Origin of the sequence: Pseudomonas sp. MWU13-2100 (assembly GCF_023242365.1) — a bacterium.
Classification (GTDB): Bacteria; Pseudomonadota; Gammaproteobacteria; order Pseudomonadales; family Pseudomonadaceae; genus Aquipseudomonas.
Genome location: NZ_JALLIX010000003.1, coordinates 24,098 through 47,537 on the forward strand (window position 1 = coordinate 24,098; position 23,440 = coordinate 47,537).

Here is a 23,440-nt window from a genome sequence, read left to right on the forward strand (position 1 = left end):
GGTGATGACGGTGTGTCAGTAGGTACATCCCGTGACTGACATTCCGTCATCGCCGGCAAGCCAGCTCCTACAGGGTGGAGCTGCGCTGCTGAAAACTACTTGGCGGACTTGACCGCTGCGCCGAGTTTTTTGGCGGCATCGGCTGGATCGGCTTTCGGGTCGTTGATGTAGTTGGTCACTACGTCAAAGAACGCGCCCTGTACCGCCAACGTGGTTGCCATGTTGTGCGCCATGCTCGGTTGCAGGCCGCCGGTCTTGGCATCATCCAGGAAGTCCTTGGCCGCTTTCTGGGCACACTCGTCGAAGCCGAGCTTGTCCATTTCGTGGAGCATGTCGTTGCGAACCGGGATCGAGCCCTTGTTGATGCTGAAGATTTTCTGGAAGTTTTCACCCAGGACCACCTTGGCGATGTCCTGCTGGCCCGCCGCGGTGCCCTTGTCTTTCTGCTTGAACATCGCCAGGGAGTCGATGTTGTAGGTGAAGGCTTTCTCGGTGCCCGGGAAGGCTACGCACTGGTAGTCCTTGCCGGCGACTTTCTTGGCTGCCGTCCATTCGCTCTTGGCCCAGTCACCCATGATCTGCATGCCGGCCTTGCCGTTGATGACCTTGGCCGCTTCCAGGTTCCAGTCCTGGCCTTTACCGTCGACGTCCATGTAGGTCGCGACTTTCTTCAGCTCGGTCAGCGCCTTGACCATTTCAGGACCGGTCAGGGCGGCGTTGTCCAGGTCGACCAGGGCTTTCTTGTAGCCATCGACCCCCATCACCGACAACACGACTGCTTCGAACACGGTGCTATCCTGCCAAGGCTGACCGCCGTGGGCGAGCGCAATGAAGCCCGCGGCCTTGAGCTTGTCGCCGGCGGCGTAGAATTCCTGGAGGGTGGTCGGGGCTTTTTCGATACCGGCTTTCTTGAAGACTTCAGGGTTGATCCACAGCCAGTTGACGCGGTGAATGTTCACCGGCACGGCCACGTAATCACCGTTGTACTTCACGGTATCGGAGACTTTCTTGTCGAGCAGGCTGTCCCATTTCTCATCTTTGGCAACGGACTTCAGGACATCCGTGTCAAGCAGCCCGGTAGACGCCCACTCCTGGATGTCCGGCCCCTTGATCTGCGCGGCACCCGGAGGGTTACCGGCCACGGCACGGCTTTTCAGCACGGTCATGGCAGTGGCACCGCCGCCGCCGGCTACAGCGCCGTCTTTCCAGGTGAAGCCGTCTTTTTCAACTTGAGCTTTCAGGACATCGACCGCGGCTTTTTCACCACCGGAAGTCCACCAATGGACAACTTCCACGGACCCTTTCGAGTCGGCGGCAAGAGCGCTTAGGGGAAACAACGAGGCGAGAGAAACGACAGCGGCGAGGCGGGAAATCGAATTCATCTGTAGTACCTTTCTTGTTGTTATGCATGCAAGTCTGGTGCTTGCGCTGCATGGGATTCTAGTCAAGGCAAGGCCCCTCGCAGGTAACGAAGGGACGTGCAAATGTCACCGCATGGTTACATGGTTTTCGTTGCGGTGATCAGTCTAGGATTGGCGGGCCAGAGCGCTCGCGAGGCTCGGAGCGAGTGGCAGGCCCGGAAGCAGCACCGCTTGAAAGGCATGATAGAGGTCGGGTTTGCCACCCCAGATCTTGGCATCGGGCCGATTGTGCTCATCCAGTTCGTGGTGCCAGCTGCCCAGCGCCTGATCGATGAAGTGCAGCTCGATGAAATCCCAGAAGCGTCGATACCAGGTTTCGTACTGCGCCTCGCCGGTGCGCCGGAGCAAGGCGGCGGCCGTGGCGCTGGCTTCGGCATGGGTCCAATGCAGGCGCTGGCGAACCACCGGGCGATTGTCCCAGTCCAGCGTGTAGACGATACCCGGGGCCCCATCGGCGTTCCAACCATGACGACAGGCGCTGTCGAACAGCCCACGGGCGTCGTCCAGCAGCCAGCCAGGGGTGAGCAGGCCGGCCTGGCGGCGCGCGGCCTCCAGGTGCAACACCAGCCGCGCCCACTCGAAACCGTGACCGGGCGTGATGCCATAGGGGCGAAAGCCGTCCGCCGGGTTGTCGTGGTTGTACTCGCGCAGGGGTTGCCACTGGCGATCGAAGTGCTCGATGACCATGAAATCGTTGCCGGCGGCGTGATGGTGGATCACCCGTTCGACAATGCGCAACGCGCGATCCAGCCAGCGACTGTCGCCGGTGACATCGGCCAGGGCGAGAAAGGCCTCGGTGCCGTGCATATTGCTGTTGGCACCGCGATAGGCTTCTTCCTGCTGCCAATCGCGGACGAAGGATTCACACAGGGTGCCCTCCTCCTCGCTCCAGAAATGCGTCTCGAGCACACGGATCGCTTCGGCCAGCAGCCGCGGGGCATCGGCGCTGCCGGCGAGCACCGCGGAACTCGCGGCCAGGGCGACAAAGGCATGCAGGTAGGCGGCCTTGCCACTGTTGCCGTCGCGGTGATCAGGTGCCGCATACCAACCGCCGTGGGTGGCATCGCGCAACGGGCCCCACAGGGCGGCGACACCGTGATCGACCAGCCCCAGGCAACCGGGAATCCCCTGGATATGCGCCATCGCGAAACTGTGGGTCATGCGCGCGGTGTTCATGGTTTCGGCCATGGCCCCCTCCGCCAGTTGCCCGCGCTCGTCGAGATTGCCGAAGCCTTCGGCCAGGCGCGAAGCCTTGGCGAACGCCAGCAATCGCCGGCCTTCGGCGAGCAACCAGGCACCATGAGCCGGGGCATTGAGCCAACTGCTGAAGGGCAGTTCAAGGGTGTTCATCCGAGTACCTTTCTTATTGTCAGTATCAAAAGACAAGGCGCATTCCCAAGGCCGTCAAATAAGGAAATGCGACTTTGAAAACATCGGCCTCCCTGTAGGAGCTGGCTTGCCGGCGATGGCGGCGGTGAAAGTGACATCGCTATCGCCGGCAAGCCAGCTCCTACAGCTGACCGTGTTCAATCTTGGCTGATCGGCAGTGGAACGAATGCCTGTCATCGGGCGATTCTAGCCAGCCATCCCACGCAGCCAGGTCACGAAGCCCCGCGCAAATGTCACCAACCAGTGACAAAACCATCTGGGCAGCATCCTTCGGCGCCAGGCTCCGCAAGGTAGGAAAATTGCTGAATAAGCCGTTTCCCTTTCCAATGTAGGAGCGATCCCTAACGTCTTTTCCCACATTGAAGCACTCCTTTACTTCGGCGAATCTGCTGCACTTCTTCATTTCAGGTGCGCCGGTCCAGCGCCCCAAAGGAGGTGTGATCCATGGTTGCCCCCCATCTGCGCAACCCCCGCCAATGCGGCATTTTCCCGGTCTACAACGGCCAGGGCCTGTGTGCCTGGAAGGTCGAGGTCATACGTGGCGGCGCCCAACTGGGCGGGGTCTTCAACTTTGCCGAGTGTGGTGGCGAGGAACCGGCCCGGTGCATGGCCGAGTCCTACCGCAACGCCCTGGTACTGAAAATGCAGCCTTCGCAAAGCTATGAAGAGCGCCAGCGCCTGATGCCCCACAACACCAGCGGGCATCCCGGGGTGATCCGGGTCGAGACCAACAACACCGGCTACTGGCGGGCCAGTACACGGATTCACGGTTACTGCCTGAGCCGCAGTTTCAGTGTTCGCCGCCATGGTGAAGAACAGGCCAAGCGCCTGGCGCTGCATGAGCGTGAACGGCAGCTGGCGTTGTGCGGCGAGCCCTATGAACAGGCGATGGAAGCCTTGCAGCGCTACTTCAGCCAGAGCAACAGCCGCGTGCGCGAGCACCGCATCCGTGCGGCCATGGCGCGTGCGCGGGAAGTGCCGGTCTCAGCCGATATCCTCATGCCAGACGCACTCGAGCCGGCACTGAGCATCAGTGCGGAACAGGCCTGCCTGTCGATCAGTCGGCATTTCGCGGCAAGTACAAAGTAACCCGCAGCCCGCCGTCGCGCAGGTTTTGCAAGCTCACTTCGCCGCCATGGCTGTGGGCGATATTGCGCGCAATGCCCAGCCCCAGGCCGTAGCCCTGTTGCTGGCCGGACAAGCGAAAATGCGGTTCGAACACCTGCTCCAGACGTTGCTCGGGCACCCCCGGGCCCTCGTCGTCGACATGCAGCACAAAGGCCTCCTCGTCGTCTTCGATGTGCAGGTGGGCCTTGTCACCATATTTGAGGGCGTTGTCGATCAGGTTGCCCATGCAGCGCCGCAGCGCCAGTGGCTTGCCGGGAAAGGCCGAGTGGGCGCGCCCCTCCAGCGTGACCCGACCGTTGCCGTTGGGCGGCAGGTAGGGTTCGATCAGGCAATCGAGGGCGTGGTTGAGGTCCACCGGCTCGATGTTCTCGTGGATATCGGTGTCCTTCACGCATTGCAGCGCGCCCTTGACCAGCATTTCCAGCTCGTCGAGGTCGCGACCGAACTTGTGCTGCAGTTTCTCGTCCTCCAGCAACTCGACCCGCAGGCGCAGGCGGGTGATGGGCGTGCGCAGATCGTGGGAAATCGCGCTGAACAACTGGCTGCGCTCGGTCAGGTAGCGGCTGATACGCTCACGCATGGCGTTGAACGCCCGCCCCACCTCCACCACTTCGCTGCCACCGCCCTCGGCCACCGGCCGTACCTGCGCATCCCCCAGGGACATGTCCCGCGCCGCCCGCGCCAGGCGTTTGAGCGGTCGGCTCTGCCAGTGCACCAGCAGGCCGATGAACAACAGCAGAAAGCTGCTGGTGAGGACGATAAACCACACCTGCTGGGACGGCAGGCCTTCCTCTTCCAGGCTGGTGTAAGGCTCCGGCAGCAGGGAGGCGATGTACAGCCATTCGCCGGGGGACATCTGGATCTGCGTCACCAGCACCGGCGGATTGACCGGCTCCAGGGTCAGCGCGTAGTGGGCCCAGGAGCGCGGCAGCTCGTCGAGCTTCAGGCCGCCGTTGAAGATCCGCAGGTCGTCGGGGCTGACGAATTGCACCGAGATATCCACCTCGTTGCCCAGGGCCTGGCGCAAGACCTCGTGCACGGCGTCGAGCACCGCGGTCTTGCGCGGCGTAGCCGGCAACAGGCGCATATCCAGGGGTTTGTCATTGAGGGTCACGACAAACCGCGTGCCGCCCATGCTGCGCAATTGATCGAGCACCAGCGGGCGGTAGGCCAGCGGCAGCGAGCGCAGGTAGCTGACACTGGCGGTCATCGAGTGCGCCAGGCTGCGGGCGCTGGTGACCAGGCCTTCGAGCTGCGTCGCGCGCAACTGCGAGAGCCAGATCACACTGGACAACGTCTGGGCGATCAACACCGCCAGCAGGGTCAGCAGCAACATGCGGCCCAGCAGCGAGCGCGGAACCGGCAGGCGCCGGCGCAGTTCAGAGAGCATTGGCCGCAGTGACGTTGGCCGCCAACTGATAGCCGCTGCCGCGCACGGTGCGAATCAGCCGCGGCGGTTTTTCGGTGTCGCGAAGGCGTTGGCGCAAGCGGCTGACCGCCATGTCGACGATCCGGTCCAGGGGCATCAGGTCGCGCCCACGGGTGGCGTTGCCGATGGTGTCGCGGTCGAGGATTTCCTGGGGGTGATCGAGGAACAGCTTGAGCAGGGCGAAGTCGGCGCCGGAGAGAATCACTTCTTCGCCGTCGGTGTGGAACAATCGGTGACTGACGGTATCCAGGCGCCAGTCGTCGAAGGCCAGGACCTCGCTGCCGTTGCGCTCCTGGCCGAACTGGGCACGGCGCAACAGGGCCTTGATCCGCGCCTGCAGTTCCCGTGGGCTGAAGGGTTTTCCCAGGTAATCGTCGGCGCCCAACTCCAGGCCGATGACCCGATCGGCCTCGTCGGAGCTGGCGGTGAGCATGATAATCGGCACCTGGGCCTGGCGCGGATGCTGGCGTACCCAGCGGCAGAGACTGAAGCCGTCTTCGTCGGGCAGCATGACGTCGAGGATCACCAGATCGCTGTGGGCATCGTTGAGGGCCTGGCGAAAGCCGGCGCCATCGCCGACGGTACGCACCTGGAAACCGGCACGGCTGAGGTAGGTGTCCAGCAATTCGCGGATTTCCTGATCGTCGTCGACCAGGAGAATGGACTTACTGAATACGCTCACGGAAATCGTCCTTGTTGTTGTGGGGAGGACTGAAATGCGGATTATGCCTTAATCGATTAAGCCGTGAAGCAGTGTTGCCCGGGTGAATACCTTTGCGGACAAGCCCATGAATACCAGCCAGTATCAAGTCTGGCCAAGATCTGTGGCGAGCGGGCTTGCCCGCGCTGGGGTGCGAAGCGCCCCTAAAACCGGTAATCGCGGTGTATCAGGTAGACCGTGGTGCCTGGTTTTACGGCTGCTTCGCAGCCGAGCGCGGCGGTGCGGCGTTCCGACAAGCCCGCTCGCCACAATGAAAATTGCGTCTACCTGAAGCCTTACTCAACCCGCCGACACCGGGGTGTGCCCGAAAGCCTGCTGCAACGCCACCCCCGCGCCAATCAGCCCGGAATACGGGGCTGTCACCAGCCATACCGGGATGCCCTTGAAGTAATCGCTCATGCAGCCTTTGTCGGCGAAGCTCCTGGCAAAACCGCTGTTGATGAAAAAGTCGGCAAACCGTGGGATCACCCCACCGACGATATACACCCCACCGCGCGCGCCCGTGGTCAGGACGTTATTACCCGCCACCCGACCCAGCCAGCAACTGAACTGCTCCAGCACTTCCCGGGCAATCGGATCACCGGCCAGGCCGGCCGCGGTGATCGATTCCGGGGTTTCCAGTACCGGCACATGCCCGTCCACCGCGCAGATCGCCCGGTAGACCCGTGGCAAGCCGCCGCCGCTCAAGGCGGTCTCGGCGCTGACATGGCCGATTTCGCTGTGGATATGCTGCCAGAGCTGGGTTTCACGCAGGCTGCTCAGGGGCAGGTCGACATGCCCACCCTCCCCCGGCAAGGCCATGAAGTGCTGCTCGCCCAGGGGCAACAAAGTGCCCACCCCAAGCCCGGTGCCGGGACCGATCACCACCGCCGGGCGCAACGGCTCCGGCGTGCCTTCACAGACCACGCGGTAATCACCCGGCTCGAGCCGGGTCATGCCCAGGGCCATGGCGGAAAAGTCGTTGACCAGCAACAGCTCGTCGACTTGCAAGGTCTCACAGAACGCCCGGCGGCTCAGCCGCCAGTGGTTATTGGTGAAACGAAACTCGTCGCCGCCCACCGGACCGGCCACCGACAGGCACACCGCGCCGACCGATCCCAACGCCAGACCCAGGCCGTCGAGGTAGACCTTGATGGCCTCCTCGGGGCTGGCGTGATCGACGGTCGCCAGGACCTTCACCGAATCCAGGGCATTGTCCTTCCACAGCGCAAACCGCGCATTGGTCCCGCCGATGTCGCCTACCAACGCCAACTTCATTCAAGGTGCTCCAGGGCCGAAGTGAACGCGCTGGCGCCCTGCTCCGCCGAGCTGAAGGCCATGCGCATGAAGCCGAAGAGTTCACGGCCACAGCCGATATTATTACCCAACGAGCCGACCGCAGGCGTGCGCGCGGCGAATTCGGCATCGTCCACCAGCACCCGCAAGGTGCCGTTGACCCCGTCCACGCGAATCACGTCGCCATCGCGGACCCGCGCCAGCGCACCACCGACATGGGCTTCAGGGCAGACATGAATGGCCGCCGGGATCTTGCCCGAGGCCCCGGACATCCGACCGTCGGTGACCAGCGCGACTTTGAAGCCGCGGTCCTGCAACACGCCGAGGAACGGAGTCATCTTGTGCAATTCCGGCATGCCGTTGGAACGCGGCCCCTGGAAGCGCATCACCGCGACGAAATCCTTCTCCAGCAAACCGGCCTTGAATGCGTCGGCCAGGTCCTGCTGGTCCTCGAACACCACTGCCGGCGCTTCGACGACCTGGTGTTCCAGGGCCACGGCGGAGACTTTCATCACACCGCGTCCGAGGTTGCCTTCCATCACCCGCAGACCGCCTTCTGGAGAGAAGGCACGGGCCACGGGGCGCAGGATGGTTTCATCGAGACTTTCGATCGGGCCGTCGCGCCACACCAGTTCGCCATCCTGCAGGAACGGCTCCTGGGTGTAACGGCTCAGGCCGTGGCCGGCGACGGTATTCACGTTTTCGTGCAACAGGCCGGCTTCGAGCAGTTCGCGGATCAGGAAGGCCATGCCGCCCGCCGCCTGGAAGTGGTTGATATCGGCCTTGCCGTTCGGATAAACGTGGGACAGGGTCGGCACCACCTCGGAGAGGTCGGCCATGTCCTGCCAGGTCAGCTGGATACCCGCCGCCTGGGCAATCGCCGGCATGTGCAGGGTGTGGTTGGTCGAGCCGCCGGTGGCGTGCAGCGCGACGATGGAGTTGACCAGCGAACGCTCGTCTACAATCTCACCCAAGGGCATGAAGCTGCCGCTCTGTTTGGTCAGGCGGGTGATCTGGTGCGCCGCTTCGCGGGTCAGGGCATCGCGCAGCGGGGTATTCGGGTTGACGAAGGAGGAGCCCGGCAAGTGCAGGCCCATGACTTCCATCAGCAACTGGTTGGTGTTGGCGGTGCCGTAGAAGGTGCAGGTGCCGGGGCTGTGGTAGGACTTCATCTCCGACTCCAGCAGCTCCTCGCGGCTGGCCTTGCCTTCGGCGTAACGCTGGCGCACGTCGGCTTTTTCCTTGTTGGAAATCCCCGAGACCATCGGCCCGCCGGGGACGAAGATGGTCGGCAGGTGACCGAAGCGCAAGGCGCCCATCAACAGGCCGGGCACGATCTTGTCGCAGATGCCGAGCATCATCGCCGCGTCGAACATGTTGTGGGACAAGGCCACGGCGGTGGACAGCGCGATCACTTCGCGGCTGGCGATGCCCAGCTCCATACCCGGCTCACCCTGGGTCACGCCATCGCACATGGCCGGCACGCCACCGGCGAACTGACCGACCGAGCCGATCTCGCGCAGGGCCTGCTTGATCTGTTGCGGGTAGGTTTCGTAAGGCTGGTGCGCGGAGAGCATGTCGTTATAGGACGACACGATCGCCACGTTGGCGGCGTTCATCAGCCGCAGGCTCTGCTTGTCGTCGGTGCCGCAGCCGGCCACGCCGTGGGCGAAGTTCGCGCATTGCAGCTTGCCGCGCATCGGGCCGTCACTGGCGGCACCGCGAATCAGTGCCAGATACGCCTGGCGAGTGGCGTGGCTGCGGGCGACAAGCCGTTCGGTGACCTCAAGAACGCGGGGATGCATGTGTAGAACTCCAGGCTAACGGATGTGGCGACCTGTGGTTCCAAGCTGACCGAAAGCCTCGTGTGACGGGGCTTTTCAATCATCCAGACCCGTTGATTCAGGTCACTCGTTGTAGATAAAACAAAATATTGCCACTAAAAAGGCTTGTTTTCTATTTTTATGCGAATAATCTTGTAATTCCAACAACAAATCTATGGAAGGCGCGTCCCTAAATGACTCTACGAATCGCAATCAACGGTTTTGGCCGCATCGGCCGCAACGTCCTGCGTGCACTCTATACCCAAGGTTACCGCCAGGACCTGCAGGTCGTCGCCATCAACGACCTGGGCGACAGCGCCATCAATGCTCACCTGCTCAAGTTCGACACGGTTCACGGCACCTTCGATGCCAGCGTAGAACATGACAATGAAAGCCTGACCGTCAACGGTGACCGTATCTCGGTCAGCGCGATCCGCAATCCGGCCGAACTGCCCTGGGCCGCCGAGAAGATCGACGTGGTGTTCGAATGCACCGGTCTGTTCACCGACCGTGCCAAGGCTGCCGCGCACCTGACTGCCGGCGCCCGCAAAGTCATTATTTCCGCACCGGCCAAAGGCGCCGATGCCACCGTGGTGTACGGGGTCAACCATGACATCCTGCGCCAATCGCACCAGATCATTTCCAACGCGTCGTGCACCACCAACTGCCTGGCCCCGGTGGCCCAGGTGCTGCACCGCGAACTGGGCATCGAAAGTGGCCTGATGACCACCATCCACGCCTACACCAACGACCAGAACCTGACCGACGTCTACCACACCGACCCGTACCGCGCGCGCTCGGCGACCCAGAACATGATCCCGAGCAAGACCGGCGCCGCCGAAGCCGTGGGCCTGGTGCTGCCGGAACTGGCGGGCAAGCTGACCGGCATGGCCGTACGTGTGCCGGTGATCAACGTGTCCCTGGTGGACCTGACCGTGCAACTCAAGCGCGAGGCCACGGCTGAAGAAGTCAACGCCCTGCTCAAGGAAGCCAGCCAGCATTCGAAGATCCTGGGTTACAACACCCTGCCGCTGGTTTCCAGCGACTTCAACCACAACCCGCTGTCGTCGATCTTCGACGCCAACCACACCAAGGCCAGCGGCAAGCTGCTCAAGGTCCTGGCCTGGTACGACAACGAGTGGGGTTTCTCCAACCGCATGCTGGATAACTGCCTGGCGCTGTGCAACGCCGAATAAATGCGGAACGAGGAACAGGTGTGGAGCAGGAACCGATGATAGGGATCAGCTTTACCCAGGCCACCATGGCGGCGCGCAAGCGCATCGCCCTGGTGGCCCATGACCATTGCAAAGTGTTCTTGCTGGACTGGGCCGAACGCCAGAAAGACCGCCTGGCCCAGCATGAGCTGGTGGCCACGGGCACCACGGGGTTGTTGCTGAACAAGCGCCTAGGCCTGCCGGTGGAAAGCATGATCAGCGGCCCGTTGGGCGGCGACCAGCAATTGGGCGCCCGCATCGCCGAGCAGCGAGTGGACATACTGGTGTTCTTCTGGGACCCGTTCGAACCGCAGCCCCATGACCCGGATATCAAGGCATTGCTGCGGGTCGCGGCGGTGTGGAACATTCCCGTGGCCTGCAACGAATGCACCGCCGACTACCTGCTCAGCAGCCCGATGATGGAACAGGCGCATGAGTATCGGGTGCCGGATTATGAGGCGTATCTGGCGGCACGGCGTTAACGTCGGTCAGCCATGCTGAACACAATCTCCTGTAGGAGCTGGCTTGCCAGCGATAGCGGCGGTGAATGTGACATTGCCATCGCTACGTCAGCGCTTTTTACCGTTGACGGGGCCTTCGCTTATCCATAGGATTTGCTCCATTATCCACCCGGACAGGGCTCAAATGCTGCAAGCATTGATTTCGCCGGGGGACATACGAAATGTTGAAAGCCCACCTCTGGTGGGCTTTTTTCGTTTTGGCCTATCGGTTTCAGTCGAATGAAGGGCTGCCCAGCAAAGGTGATGCTGACCATGAGACCATCTGTAGCACTCGATATGAAACGCAGTGCGGTACGCGAAGCGATGAGTCGTTTCCACATATCGAATCCCCGTATTTTTGGCTCAGTGCTGCACGGCACTGACCAGGAAGGTAGCGACCTTGATCTGCTGGTCGACGCCCCGCCCGGCACGACGTTATTCGATCTGGGCGGGCTGCAAGATGAGCTGGAATCGCTGCTTGGTATCCACGTCGATCTGCTGACCCCAGCCGATCTGCCACCGAAGTTTCGAGCCAAGGTGCTCGCAGAAGCTCAGCCACTATGAAAGCCCACCTTTGACGCAATGCCGCTCACTTAAGAATGATCTCAAGCCTGGTCTAGTTTTGTGGCGAGCGGGCTTGCCCGCGCTCGGCTGCGAAGCAGTCGTAAAACCTCCCGGCCACCTCGGTCTACCTGATGCACCGGATTCGCCGGTTTTAGGGCCGCTTCGCGCCCCAGAGCGGCGGTGCGGCGTTCCGACAAGCCCGCTCGCCACAAGACAGTGTTCGACCTCACCTCTTGGGTGAACAACATTGCGCCTTTGCGGGCTTTTCCATTTTCGCCTATCAACTCTCCGATGTAGGCGAGGCGGAATCAGATGCGCGCGAACCGTCCAGCAACGCGTCCACCACCGCACGCGCCACTTCCACCGAATGCAGCATGCCCCAGAACAACGCCCGCTCGACGGGGTTGGTATGCAGGCTGATTTCGTCGCCGTTGAGTTCCGCCGTTTCGAGCAGATTGGAAACGTAGGTCAGCGCGTCCTGGGCGTTGATGCCTGGTTGGATGGCAAATAACGTGGGCTTGTACGGGGCTTCGGGGATGACGGGTTTGGAGCAGGTGAACGCGAGGGTATCGAGCAAACGAGGCGTATCTTCCGGGGTCGGCTCAGTTGAAGGCTCATCAGAGACTTTACGCAGATACATCGCCCTGTCAGCCATGCTGAGAGCATTGCGAACGGTCGGCGGATCGGGGGTGATCTTCTTGGTCATGGTGAAACTCCTTTGCTGGGTTAGGAGCTCGTCATCCACGCTGCAAAACGAAAGGTGGCGAGCCGTACACAGGTTTGCAGACCGGAGCAAAGGAACCGGCAGGCCGAAGCCTCCTGCGCACAGCCCGCCATGAAGCGAGCACAAAAATACCGCTTTCGCGGCGCTGTGCGCCTTTGCTGAGACGGGCTGCAAAACCCATATCGCTGAATTTGCAGCGACAGCCCAACTTAGCGTTCACCTCTTGCGCGCGCAATATTCTCCCACGCCCGAAGCTCGTAGGAAATGTTAGATATTTTCGAAGTCCATTTGGCCTTTCTGTAGGTGCGATGCACCGACGGCGAAATACATTAGGACTTGACCTGCAAGGTAGATGATAAGCATTATCATTCGCTTGCAATCGGTCCGGTGCTTCCGTGAGTCAGTCCCACTTCAATACTGTCTTCCTCGCCCAGCGTGTCACACTGCTGCGGACCTTGCAGCGCATGGTCAACAACCCCAGCACCGCCGAGGACCTGCTGCAGGAAACCTACCTGCGGGTCACCCGCGCCCTGAACGAACGCCCGGTGGATCACCTCGAGCCCTTTGTCTTCCAGACCGCCCGTAACCTGGCGCTGGACCATCTGCGTGCGCTGCGTATCCAGTCGCGCACCCTGATAGACGACGTGCCGCTGGACGTGATGCAAAATATCGCCGCGCCCCTGAGCACGGCGGAAGACGCCGCCCATGCCGAACAGATGCTCAAGCGCCTGAGCGTCAGCCTCGGCCAGTTGAGTGCCCGCCAGCAGCAGATATTCATCCTCAGCCGCCTCCACGGCTGCAGCTACCAGGAGATCGCCGACGAGCTCGATGTGTCCCTGAGCACCGTGCAAAAAGAACTCAAGCTGATCATGGCGATCTGTGTCGGTGTGGCCGAACGCCTGGATCGCCCTTAAGCTCTGGCGCCTGAGCGCGTGGACAGTCCGCGCAAAAGCACTACAGCGGTATCGCGGCAAATCATAAGATCGTTGAACCAGACCGTGGCAAACGCGCCGAGGAACACCCGTGACAGACAGCCAAGACCTGCCCTCCTCCGCCTCCGGACCGGTGCCCCATGACGCAGCCATGGACCAGGCATTGGACTGGCTGATCCTGATGGAGTGCCCGAGCGCCGAGCAGCAGGCCGCCTTCGACACCTGGCTGGCCGCCGACCCGCGCCATGCCCAGGCCTATGCCCGCGCCAGCGGCGCCTGGAACGCGCCGCCTGTGTTCGCCGCCGCCCAGGTCCTGCAAAAACGGCGGCGCCCGTCACTGCTGCGACACCTGCGCCCACACTGGAAACCCCTGGCCACCGCCGCCGTGCTGCTGATCGCCATCGGCAGCTACAGCAATCTGCCCCTGCGCCTGCAGGCCGATCACCTGACCGTGGCCGGCGAGCGCCAGCACCTGCAACTCGAGGACGGCTCGAAAGTCCTGCTCAATACCAATTCGGCGTTCTCCAGCAACTTCAGCGGCCGCCAGCACAAGGCCCGGCTGTACAAGGGCGAGGCCTTCTTCGAGGTCGCCGCCGAGCGCGAACACCCTCTGGAAGTCGATGCCGGACCGGTCCGTGCCAGTGTCAGCGACACCAGCTTTGCCGTGCGTTACCTCGACGGCGAAGCCCAGGTGCAAGTCCAGCGCGGCGATGTCGACCTGCGCACCCTCGACGACAGCGCGCGCCTGCGTCTCTCCGCCGGCAACAGCGTAAAGGTCGGGCCCCATGGCTTCGGCCGCCCGGAAAAGCTCGATGCGCAGAAGGACCTGGCCTGGGTCCAGGGCCGCCTGGTGTTCGAAAATTGCCCGATGGGCCAGGTCCTGGCCGAACTGCGGCGCTATTACCCCGGCTGGATCGTCAACAACAACGAGCACCTGGCCCAGGTTGCCGTCACCGGCAACTACCGTCTGGACAAGCCCCTGGACGTGGTCCGCTCCCTGGCCCAGATCACGTCCGCCAAGGTTTCGGAGTACCCCGCGCTGGTGATTCTCAACTGAGAACAATTATTTTTACGCGATAGCTCCAGGTGATTCGTCTCGTTATATCTAATGCGATTTATTCTCACTTTGAATCACGCAACACCTATAACGATTCGTCCACCCGGGAGCGCTATCGATGCCCACTCGTTTTACCTCCAAGACCCGCACTGGCGGCCTGCAACAATGCACCCTGTCCTTGCTGACCGCAGCCATCCTGCTGGCCGGTGCACAAGCAACGCCAGTGCTGGCCGCCGGTAGCGCCGAACAACCGGCCAGGAGCCTGGGCAATTACAGTTTCTCGATCGCGCAACAACCCCTGGTCTCGGCGCTCAACGCCTTCACTTCGATCACCGGCTGGCAGGTCGGCTTGCCCGCCGAACTCGGCCAGGGCGTGGCCTCGCCGGGCGTACGCGGCGCACTGCCGCCGGAAAAGGCCCTTGAGCGCCTGCTGGTCGGCACCAACCTGAGCTACCGCAAAGTCGGCGACAACAGCATCGTCCTGGAAAAACGCGCCAGCGGCAGCACCCTGAACCTGGAGCAGGTGACCATCAGCGCCACCCGCCAGGAGCAGGACGTCAACTCGGTGCCCAATACCGTGACGGTGAAGGGTCGCCAGCAACTCGACCGCCAGAACGTCAACACCCTCAAGCAACTGGTGCGGGACGAACCCGGTGTCTCGGTCGGCGGTACCGGCCAGCGTGGCGGTGGCATCAGCAACTACAACATTCGCGGCATCGACGGCGACCGGATCCTGACCCAGGTCGACGGCGTCGAGATTCCCGACAGTTTCTTCAACGGACCCTACGCCAACACTCAGCGCAATTACGTCGATCCGGAAATCGTCAAGCGCGTGGAGATCCTCCGCGGCCCGGCCTCGGTGCTCTACGGCAGCAACGCCATCGGCGGCGCCGTGAGCTACTACACCCTCGACCCGGACGACATCATCAAGCCGGGCCAGGACGTCGGCGCCCGCCTGAAGAGCGGCTACAGTTCCGTCGATGACAGCTGGCTGACCTCCGGCACCGTCGCCGGCCGCAGCGGTGATTTCGACGGTTTGCTGCACCTGAGCCAGCGCAACGGACGCCAGACCGAGTCCTATGGCGATACCGGCGGTGACGGCCTGAACCGCACCGCCGCGAACCCGGAGAAAGCCCGTGCCACCAACGTATTGGCCAAGCTCGGCTGGAACTACCACGACGACTCGCGCCTGGGCCTGACCTACGAGCGCTACAAGGACTCAGTCGATACCAACCAGCGCAGCGCCGTCGGCGGCCCGTTCAACGTCGGACAGCCGCTGGGCATGTACCGCTCGCGCACCGGCAACGACACCATCAGTCGTGAACGCTTCGGCATCGAGAACAGCTTCGGCCTGGACAATGCCGTGGCCGATCACGTCAAGCTGAGCCTGAACTACCAGATCGCCAAGACCGACCAGAGCACCCTGGAAAACTACTTCCCGTTCACTCGTAACGTCCTGCGCAGCCGCGATACGGTCTACGAAGAAAAGCAGTGGGTCTTCGATGCCCAGGCCGACAAGGCCTTCAATATCGGTGCAACCGATCACCTGCTGACCTACGGCACCACCATCAAGCAGCAGGAAATCACCGGTTCGCGCAGCGGTTCCGGGGTCTGTCTGGCCGTGGGCCGGGGCTGTACCGCCGTGGGCGCCGACAGTCCGTCCGATCGCCTGGTCAAGTCCAGCGACTTCCCGGACCCGACCATCGACAGTTACAGCCTGTTCGCCCAGGACCAGATCAGTTGGAACCAATGGACCTTCCTGCCGGGTCTGCGCTATGACTACACCCAGCTCAAGCCGCATATCACCCAGGAGTTCATCAACACCATCGCCGCGGCGGGCGGCGGCGCCGTCGACGGTTCCAACAAGACCTGGCATCGCGTCTCGCCCAAGTTCGGCCTGACCTACGCCCTGAGCGACCAGTACACCTGGTACGGCCAGTACGCCGAAGGTTTCCGCACCCCGTCGGCCAAGGCCTTGTACGGTCGTTTCCAGAACCTGAGCACTGGCTATCAGGTCGCGCCCAACCCGAACCTGCAACCGGAAAAGAGCAAGAGCTACGAGACCGGCCTGCACGGCAAGTTCGACGCCGGGTCCTTTGATCTGGCGGTGTTCTACAACCAGTACCGCGACTTCATCAATGAAGACGCCATCGCCCCCGGCTACAGCGAGCTGACCTTCCAGAGCAACAACATCCGGCACGCCACCATCAAGGGTGCCGAGCTCAAGGGTCGTCTCAACCTGGATGCCTTCGGTGCGCCGCAGGGTCTCTACAGCAAGGGCTCCCTGGCCTATGCCTACGGTCGCAACAACGACACCGGGCAGCCACTCAACAGTGTCAACCCGCTCACCGCCGTCATGGGCCTGGGCTACGACCAGGACAACTACGGCGGCCTGTTGAGCTGGACCCTGGTGCAACGCAAGAACAGCGTCGACAGCAGCAACTTCTTCTCGCCGGACGGCAAGGGCGAGCAGTTCAAGACCCCGGGATATGGCCTGCTGGACCTGACCGGCTACTACAGGGTCACCCATGACATCACCGTCAATGCCGGTCTCTACAACCTGACCGACAAGAAGTACTGGAACTGGGATGACGTGCGCGGCTACGACAGCGTCGGCGAAGCCGGTGTGCTGAACCCGGCCAACCTCGAGCGCCTGACCGCGCCGGGGCGCAATTTCTCGGTCAACCTGATCTGGGATATCTGATCAAGCCGCACCTCACCCGGGCGGACTTCACCGCGCGGGGTGAGTTTTTTTACTGTCGCGCGTCTTCTGATTCGTCTAGTCAAACAGCGCTTCTCATTCTCAAGGACATTGTCATGACCACCCCGGACAACACCCAGCGCCCGAGCCTGCGCTCGCAACGCCTGAACCAGATCACCCACGCGCCACATGCCAAGCTCGACCAGTTGGTCAAGGCCCATGCGCCGTTCGAAACCCAGGCGAATTTTGCCCGTTTCGTGGTGGCCCAGTACCTGTTCCAGTCGGAACTGGTGTCGCTGTACAACGATCCCGAACTGATCGCCATCGTTCCTGATCTGGCCGCACGTTGCCGCGCTGAAGCGGCCAGGGCCGACCTCGCCGACCTGGACACCGAAGTCCCGGCGCCGCTGGCCGGTGCCGTGCACAACCCGAGCAAGGCCGAGGCCCTGGGCTGGCTCTTCGTTTCCGAGGGCTCCAAGCTCGGCGCCGCGTTCCTGATCAAGCGCGCCGAGGGCCTGGGTCTCAGCGAAACCTTTGGTGCCCGTCACCTGGGCGAACCGGCCGGCGGTCGCGCCGAAGGCTGGAAGCGTTTCACCAGGACCCTCGACGGCCTGGAGCTGAGTGCCGAAGAAGAAGCAGAGGCGGAGAAAGGTGCGATTGACGCGTTCCTGCGCTTCACCCTGTTGCTGGAACAGGCTTACGCCACGGCGCCGGAACTGGCCTGATCAGGCGCCAGATGAAACCTTGTGGCGAGCGGTTACCGCGATATACCCGATGCTACGCGGTCGCAGGTTTTAGGGTTGCTTCGCACCCAGCGCGGGCAAGCCCTGATGCCGTTCAGTCAAGGTGAGTGGGACATTGAAAACGCCACGCCACTGTGGGAGCGGAGCTTGCCCGCGAAGCTTTAAGCGGTCTCAAGGCCCCCTTCGCGAGCAAGCTCAGCTCCCACAGTGACCGTGTTCGGCCTTGATTGAACGGCACCAGCGCAAAACCCGCTCGCCACAAAACTCGTTCGGCTCAAGATCACGTAGAACATGACTAGCCATACAGGACACCAAGACTTGAGCCAATTCGCTCAGCACACCACAATTGACGCCATGACCCAGCCAAAACCCTCCTCCTCGAAACTCGCCCGCGTGCTCTTCGGCCTGCTCGCCTACGTCAGCCTGGGCATCGGCCTGGTCGCCATTGTCATTCCCGGCCTGCCGACCACCGAGTTCATCCTGCTGGCCGCCTGGGCCGCCACCAAGAGTTCGCCGCGCCTGAGCGCCTGGCTGGAAAACCATCGGTTGTTCGGCCCGATCCTGAACAACTGGCGCAACGGCAAGATCATCGCCCGCCGGGCCAAGGTCAGCGCCACTGTGAGCATGTTGCTTTGTGCCACGCTGATGCTGGTGATGCTCGAACACGGCTGGCCGGTGTACCTGGCGATCGCCGGGATGAGCCTGGGCAACCTGTGGATCTGGTCGCGCCCGGAGCGGCTTGTCGTGTCCGACGCGTCCTGACCCCCTGCCGGCTGCGTCAGAACTCCAGTCACGGAATACCTTGCGGTAAAGCCCGGCCTGTGGGAGTCGGCTTGCCGGCGATGAGGCCCGTGAGCCTTGCGGCGCCCATCCGGCTGCCATCGCCGGCAAGCCGGCTCCCACAATGGTGCCTGACATCGACAATCGGCAGTATTTCAGGTGCAATGGCCGTTCTCACGGAGAGCCTTCGATGACCGATCTACTGACGTCCATTCAAGCCGCGCTCGACCTGCCCCTCTCGCCGCCGCTCTTCACCGGCAGCGGTGTCCTGCCCTCGACTTTCGCTGTTACCGAACTGGCCGCCGCCACCCTCGCCGCCGCCGGCCAGGCGGTGGCCGAACTGCTGCTGCAACAGAGCGGACAGCGCCCCGCCGTCGAAGTCGACCGGCGCCTGGCCTCGCTCTGGTTCGGCACGGCGGTACAGCCCGTAGGCTGGGAAATCCCACCCCCCTGGGACCCGCTTGCCGGCGACTACGCCGGCACCGACGGCTGGATCCGCCTGCACACCAACGCCCCGCACCACCGCCGCGCCGCCGAACGCGTCCTGGGGCTGGCCACTGATCGCAACGCCATGGCCAGCAAGGTTGCCCAATGGTCCGCCGAGGAACTGGAGCAGGCGGTGGTCGAGGCCGGTGGCTGCGCCGCGCAAATGCGCTCATGGGCGACCTGGAAAGAACATCCCCAAGGACTCGCGGTCAATGCCGAACCGCTGGTCCAGCGCGTCACCCATGACAGCCACGGCTCACGTACCTGGCTGGGCTCGCAGGCCCGCCCGCTGGCCGGCATCAAGGTCCTCGACCTGACCCGCGTACTCGCCGGTCCCGTGGCCAGCCGCCTGCTGGCGGGACTGGGCGCCGAAGTGCTGCGCATCGACCCGCCGAGCTGGGACGAGCCGGCCCTGACGCCAGACGTAACCCTGGGCAAGCACTGCGCCCGCCTGAACCTGCATGACGCCGCTGACCGCGAGGTCTTCGAAGGCTTGCTCGGCGGCGCCGATATCCTCCTGCACGGCTACCGCGCCGATGCACTCGATGGACTCGGCTACGACGCCCGACGGCGCCAGCGCCTGGCCCCGGGACTGATCGATGTGAGCCTGAACGCCTATGGCTGGAGCGGACCGTGGCGCAATCGCCGGGGCTTTGACAGCCTGGTGCAGATGAGCAGCGGTATCGCCCAGGCCGGCATGCTCTGGAAACAGGCGGACCAGCCCGTACCGTTGCCGGTGCAAGCGCTGGACCATGGCACCGGTTACCTGATGGCGGCCGCGGCGATCCGCGCGCTGAGCGAACGTTTGCACAGCGGACTGGGCGGCTCGGCGCGCCTGTCGCTGGCCCGTACGGCGAAGTTGTTGGTGGAACAGGGGGCGGTCAATGGGACCGAAGCGCTGTTGCCCATCGGAGTGCAAGACTGGAATCCGCTGCTGGAACAGACCTCCTGGGGGCCGGCGCAGCGTTTGCGGTCGCCGCTGAAGGTCGGGGCAATGCCGTTGCAATGGGCCTGTGCTGCTACGAAGCTGGGGGCTCATCCACCGCAGTGGTGGTGAATTCGAAATCGCTTTCGCGGGCAAGCCCTGCGCCTGCGGTTTGCGTGAAACCGAAAGCTTATGTACGACGTCAAACTGCAGGTGCAGGGCTTGCCCGCGAAGAGGCCCTGGAGATCGCCGACCACCTCAAGATCAGCTTGAGATCGGCATCCCCCCTCTCGCCCCTCCCAGGACAACCAGCACGCCGAGTCGCCATGCCCGGATCGGCCCCGGCATATCAACGCCCTCAATCACTTAATTGTTTCAATATTTAACAAAGGAACAATTGTCCACTCGGTTAATTATCCAGCGTGCCCCTACGTTTATTCGACAGGGATGACAAAGATAGGCGCTCAAGACCGACAGCGCCTATAAAACCCGTTCGACTCGATGATTTTTCGGGCTGTTTCCAATAAATCGAACGCGTTTGAAAAAGCGCTGTCAGAAATTTGCACAACCCACAGGATTGGCTGGTTTAACCCCCCCACGGCAATACGAAAAATTCTTTTTACGCTCTATCGACCGCTCTGGGACAGGTGTCTTCAGGCGTCTGTCGGCGTGTCCGCGCTCCCTCCAAGTCGTTCATAAGCAACGGAATGTGCCAATGATCTGATCTATATCATTTTTCGTTTTTGCCCCTGACCTAACCTATTCGCCTCAATGCCCATGGATCGGAGTCATGCAATGTCTGAATCACCCGGAAAACTGCGATTAGGCGCGCTGGTCGCTCTGGTGGTGGGTTCAATGATTGGCGGCGGTATCTTTTCCCTGCCGCAAAACATGGCCGCCAGTGCCGATGTCGGCGCTGTTCTGATTGGCTGGGCGATTACCGCCGTGGGCATGTTGACCCTGGCCTTCGTATTCCAGACCCTGGCCAATCGCAAACCGGACCTGGACGGTGGGGTCTACGCCTACGCCAAGGCCGGTTTCGGCGACTACATGGGTTTCTCGTCCGCCTGGGGTTACTGGATCAGTGCCTGGCTGGGCAACGTCGGCTACTTCGTCCTGCTGTTCAGCACCCTGGGGTACTTTTTCCCGGTGTTTGGCGAAGGCAATACCGTGGCCGCGGTCGTCGGTGCCTCGCTGCTGTTGTGGGCCGTGCACTGGCTGGTACTGCGCGGCATCAAGGAAGCGGCGTTCATCAACCTGGTCACCACCGTGGCCAAGGTGGTGCCGCTGCTGCTGTTCGTGCTGATCGCGCTGTTCGCCTTCAAACTGGATATCTTCAGCGCCGACATCTGGGGCCTGAAGAACCCGGGCCTGGGCAGTGTCATGAACCAGGTGCGCAACATGATGCTGGTCACCGTCTGGGTGTTCATCGGCATCGAGGGCGCGAGCATCTTCTCGGCCCGCGCGGAAAAACGCTCGGACGTGGGCAAGGCCACGGTCATCGGCTTCATCACCGTGCTGCTGTTCCTGGTACTGGTCAACGTCCTGTCCCTGGGCATCATGACCCAACCGGAACTGGCGAAACTGCAGAACCCGTCCATGGCCGCCGTGCTCGAACACGTGGTCGGTCACTGGGGCGCGGTGCTGATCAGCGTCGGCCTGGTCATCTCGTTGCTCGGCGCCCTGCTGTCCTGGGTACTGCTGTGCGCGGAGATCATGTTCGCCGCCGCCAAGGACCACACCATGCCGGAGTTCCTGCGCCGGGAAAATGCCAACCACGTACCGGCCAACGCCCTGTGGCTGACCAACGCCATGGTGCAGATCTTCCTGATCATCACGCTGTTTTCCGCCAGTACCTACCTGTCGCTGATCTACCTCGCCACCTCAATGATCCTGGTGCCCTACCTCTGGTCGGCGGCCTATGCCGTGCTGTTGGCGGTGCGTGGCGAAAGTTATGAACAGGCCCCGGGCGAACGCCGCAAGGACCTGGTCATCGGCGCCATCGCCCTGATCTACGCGATCTGGCTGTTGTACGCCGGTGGCGTCAAGTACCTGCTGCTCTCCGCCCTGCTCTACGCCCCCGGCGTGATCCTGTTCGCCCAGGCCAAGCGCGAGCTGGGCAAAGCGATTTTCACCCCTGTCGAGAAGCTGATTTTCGCCGCAGTGGTCATAGGCGCCCTGGTGGCTGCCTATGGCCTGTACGACGGTTTCCTGACCCTTTGACACCCTGATTGTTACGCTCTCTGGAGGATCTGCAAATGACCACGGAAAAAGTGAAATACGGCGTTCATTCCGAAGCCGGCAAGCTGCGCAAGGTGCTGGTCTGCTCACCGGGCCTGGCGCACCAGCGGCTGACGCCGAACAACTGCGACGAGCTGCTGTTCGACGATGTGCTCTGGGTAGCCCAGGCCAAGCGCGATCACTTCGACTTCGTCACCAAGATGCGCGAACGCGATATCGACGTCCTGGAAATGCACAACCTGCTGACCGATATCGTCGCCCAGAAGGAAGCCCTGGACTGGATCCTCGAGCGCAAGATCACCGCCAACCAGGTCGGCCTGGGGCTGGTCCACGAGGTCGACTCGTGGTTGCGCAGCCTGGAGCCACGCAAGATCGCCGAGTTCCTGATCGGCGGTGTTTCGGCCGATGACCTGCCGAACAGCTTTGGCGGCAAGACCATCGAGATGTTCCGCGACTTCCTCGGCCACTCCAGTTTTATCCTGCCGCCGCTGCCCAACACTCAGTTCACCCGTGACACCACCTGCTGGATCTTCGGCGGCGTGACCCTCAATCCGATGTACTGGCCGGCACGCCGCCAGGAAACCCTGCTGGCCAGCGCCATCTACAAGTTCCACCCGGAATTCGTCAACGCCGACTTCCAGGTCTGGTACGGCGACCCGGACCAGGAGCACGGTAACGCCACCCTCGAAGGTGGCGATGTGATGCCCCTGGGCAACGGCGTGGTGCTGATCGGCATGGGCGAGCGCTCCTCGCGCCAGGCCATCGGCCAGTTGGCGCTGAACCTGTTCAAGCACAACGCGGTGGAGCGAGTGATCGTCGCCGGCCTGCCGAAGTCCCGCGCGGCCATGCACCTGGACACCGTGTTCAGCTTCTGCGACCGCGACCTGGTGACTATCTTCCCGGAAGTGGTGAGCCAGATCGTCGCCTTCAGCCTGCGCCCTGACGACAGCAAGCCCGGTGGCATCGATGTCCGCCGGGAAGAAAGCAACTTCCTCGACACCGTCGCCAAGGCCCTCAACCTCAAGGCCCTGCGCGTGGTGGAAACCGGCGGCAACAGCTTCGCCGCCGAACGCGAACAGTGGGACGACGGCAACAACGTGGTGGCCGTGGAACCCGGCGTGGTGATCGGCTACGACCGCAACACCTACACCAACACCTTGCTGCGCAAGGCCGGCGTGGAAGTCATCACCATCAGCGCCGGCGAACTGGGCCGTGGTCGCGGCGGTGGCCACTGCATGACCTGCCCGATCATCCGCGACCCGATCGATTACTAACCGATGTTCAAACCTGCCCTTGCCCCCACGAAGGGCCATGGCCGGATGCGTAGCGTTTCTCTGTAGGAGCTGGCTTGCCAGCTCCTACAAGGGCGCCATGCACCCAGCCGGAC

At 62.6% G+C, this 23,440-nt stretch carries 19 protein-coding genes; 12 read left to right on the forward strand and 7 right to left on the reverse strand.

The window, feature by feature from the left end:
- Window positions 1-95: 95 nt before the first annotated feature.
- On the reverse strand, window positions 96-1,382 hold the full coding sequence (locus M5B99_RS03115) for an ABC transporter substrate-binding protein (RefSeq protein ID WP_248802603.1): 1,287 nt from the start codon (window positions 1,380-1,382) through the stop codon (window positions 96-98).
- Window positions 1,383-1,526: 144 nt separating this feature from the next.
- Window positions 1,527-2,771 carry an AGE family epimerase/isomerase gene (locus M5B99_RS03120; protein WP_248802604.1) on the reverse strand — a complete coding sequence of 415 codons (1,245 nt, stop codon included), beginning with the start codon at window positions 2,769-2,771 and terminating at the stop codon, window positions 1,527-1,529.
- A gap of 483 nt (window positions 2,772-3,254) precedes the next feature.
- On the opposite strand from M5B99_RS03120, the gene M5B99_RS03125 reads away from it, so the two are divergent.
- Window positions 3,255-3,899 (forward strand): AP2/ERF family transcription factor, encoded by a 645-nt coding sequence (locus M5B99_RS03125; protein WP_248802605.1) that lies wholly within the window; start codon window positions 3,255-3,257, stop codon window positions 3,897-3,899.
- Here the strand turns inward: M5B99_RS03125 and M5B99_RS03130 are convergent.
- From M5B99_RS03130 to edd, 4 genes are all read right to left on the reverse strand, one after another.
- A complete protein-coding gene (locus tag M5B99_RS03130; protein ID WP_248802606.1) occupies window positions 3,868-5,328 on the reverse strand; it encodes an ATP-binding protein in 1,461 nt (486 codons plus the stop codon). The genes M5B99_RS03125 and M5B99_RS03130 overlap by 32 nt on opposite strands.
- Complete coding sequence (locus M5B99_RS03135) at window positions 5,318-6,049, reverse strand: response regulator (RefSeq protein WP_121134094.1); 732 nt, start codon at window positions 6,047-6,049, stop codon at window positions 5,318-5,320. Before M5B99_RS03135 ends, M5B99_RS03130 begins: the two co-directional genes overlap by 11 nt.
- 318 nt (window positions 6,050-6,367) lie before the next feature.
- Entirely contained in the window at window positions 6,368-7,345 is a 978-nt protein-coding gene (locus M5B99_RS03140; RefSeq protein ID WP_248802607.1) for a glucokinase, read from the reverse strand.
- Window positions 7,342-9,168 (reverse strand): phosphogluconate dehydratase, encoded by a 1,827-nt coding sequence (edd, locus tag M5B99_RS03145; protein ID WP_248802608.1) that lies wholly within the window; start codon window positions 9,166-9,168, stop codon window positions 7,342-7,344. Before edd ends, M5B99_RS03140 begins: the two co-directional genes overlap by 4 nt.
- A 212-nt stretch (window positions 9,169-9,380) precedes the next feature.
- Between edd and gap the strand changes: the two genes are divergently transcribed.
- The 3 genes from gap to M5B99_RS03160 all read left to right on the forward strand — a co-directional run bounded on the left by gap (window position 9,381) and on the right by M5B99_RS03160 (window position 11,464).
- The gene (gene gap / locus M5B99_RS03150; RefSeq protein WP_248802609.1) at window positions 9,381-10,382 is read left to right on the forward strand and encodes a type I glyceraldehyde-3-phosphate dehydrogenase; all 1,002 of its coding nucleotides are present in this window, start codon (window positions 9,381-9,383) and stop codon (window positions 10,380-10,382) included.
- Between the two features lie 35 nt (window positions 10,383-10,417).
- Window positions 10,418-10,882 carry a methylglyoxal synthase gene (locus M5B99_RS03155; protein WP_248802610.1) on the forward strand — a complete coding sequence of 155 codons (465 nt, stop codon included), beginning with the start codon at window positions 10,418-10,420 and terminating at the stop codon, window positions 10,880-10,882.
- A 291-nt stretch (window positions 10,883-11,173) separates the two neighbouring features.
- A complete protein-coding gene (locus M5B99_RS03160; RefSeq protein WP_248802611.1) occupies window positions 11,174-11,464 on the forward strand; it encodes a nucleotidyltransferase family protein in 291 nt (96 codons plus the stop codon).
- Window positions 11,465-11,744: 280 nt separating this feature from the next.
- Here the strand turns inward: M5B99_RS03160 and M5B99_RS03165 are convergent, their stop codons facing one another.
- Window positions 11,745-12,170: a hypothetical protein gene (locus M5B99_RS03165; RefSeq protein ID WP_248802612.1), complete on the reverse strand. Its 426-nt coding sequence runs from the start codon at window positions 12,168-12,170 to the stop codon at window positions 11,745-11,747.
- 413 nt (window positions 12,171-12,583) lie between these two features.
- On the opposite strand from M5B99_RS03165, the gene M5B99_RS03170 reads away from it, so the two are divergent.
- From M5B99_RS03170 to arcA, 8 genes are all read left to right on the forward strand, one after another.
- Window positions 12,584-13,102, forward strand: a complete 519-nt coding sequence (locus tag M5B99_RS03170) for an RNA polymerase sigma factor (protein WP_248802613.1) — start codon at window positions 12,584-12,586, stop codon at window positions 13,100-13,102.
- A gap of 109 nt (window positions 13,103-13,211) precedes the next feature.
- Entirely contained in the window at window positions 13,212-14,177 is a 966-nt protein-coding gene (locus tag M5B99_RS03175; RefSeq protein ID WP_412548688.1) for a FecR family protein, read from the forward strand.
- 118 nt (window positions 14,178-14,295) lie between these two features.
- The gene (locus M5B99_RS03180; protein ID WP_248802614.1) at window positions 14,296-16,881 is read left to right on the forward strand and encodes a TonB-dependent receptor; all 2,586 of its coding nucleotides are present in this window, start codon (window positions 14,296-14,298) and stop codon (window positions 16,879-16,881) included.
- Between the two features lie 113 nt (window positions 16,882-16,994).
- Window positions 16,995-17,603: a biliverdin-producing heme oxygenase gene (locus tag M5B99_RS03185; RefSeq protein ID WP_248802615.1), complete on the forward strand. Its 609-nt coding sequence runs from the start codon at window positions 16,995-16,997 to the stop codon at window positions 17,601-17,603.
- Between the two features lie 372 nt (window positions 17,604-17,975).
- Complete coding sequence (locus tag M5B99_RS03190) at window positions 17,976-18,383, forward strand: YbaN family protein (RefSeq protein ID WP_248802779.1); 408 nt, start codon at window positions 17,976-17,978, stop codon at window positions 18,381-18,383.
- Between the two features lie 208 nt (window positions 18,384-18,591).
- Window positions 18,592-19,944 carry a CoA transferase gene (locus tag M5B99_RS03195; RefSeq protein ID WP_248802616.1) on the forward strand — a complete coding sequence of 451 codons (1,353 nt, stop codon included), beginning with the start codon at window positions 18,592-18,594 and terminating at the stop codon, window positions 19,942-19,944.
- A gap of 663 nt (window positions 19,945-20,607) precedes the next feature.
- Window positions 20,608-22,035 (forward strand): arginine-ornithine antiporter, encoded by a 1,428-nt coding sequence (gene arcD, locus M5B99_RS03200; RefSeq protein ID WP_248802617.1) that lies wholly within the window; start codon window positions 20,608-20,610, stop codon window positions 22,033-22,035.
- 35 nt (window positions 22,036-22,070) lie between these two features.
- A complete protein-coding gene (arcA, locus tag M5B99_RS03205; RefSeq protein ID WP_248802618.1) occupies window positions 22,071-23,327 on the forward strand; it encodes an arginine deiminase in 1,257 nt (418 codons plus the stop codon).
- Window positions 23,328-23,440: the final 113 nt, after the last annotated feature.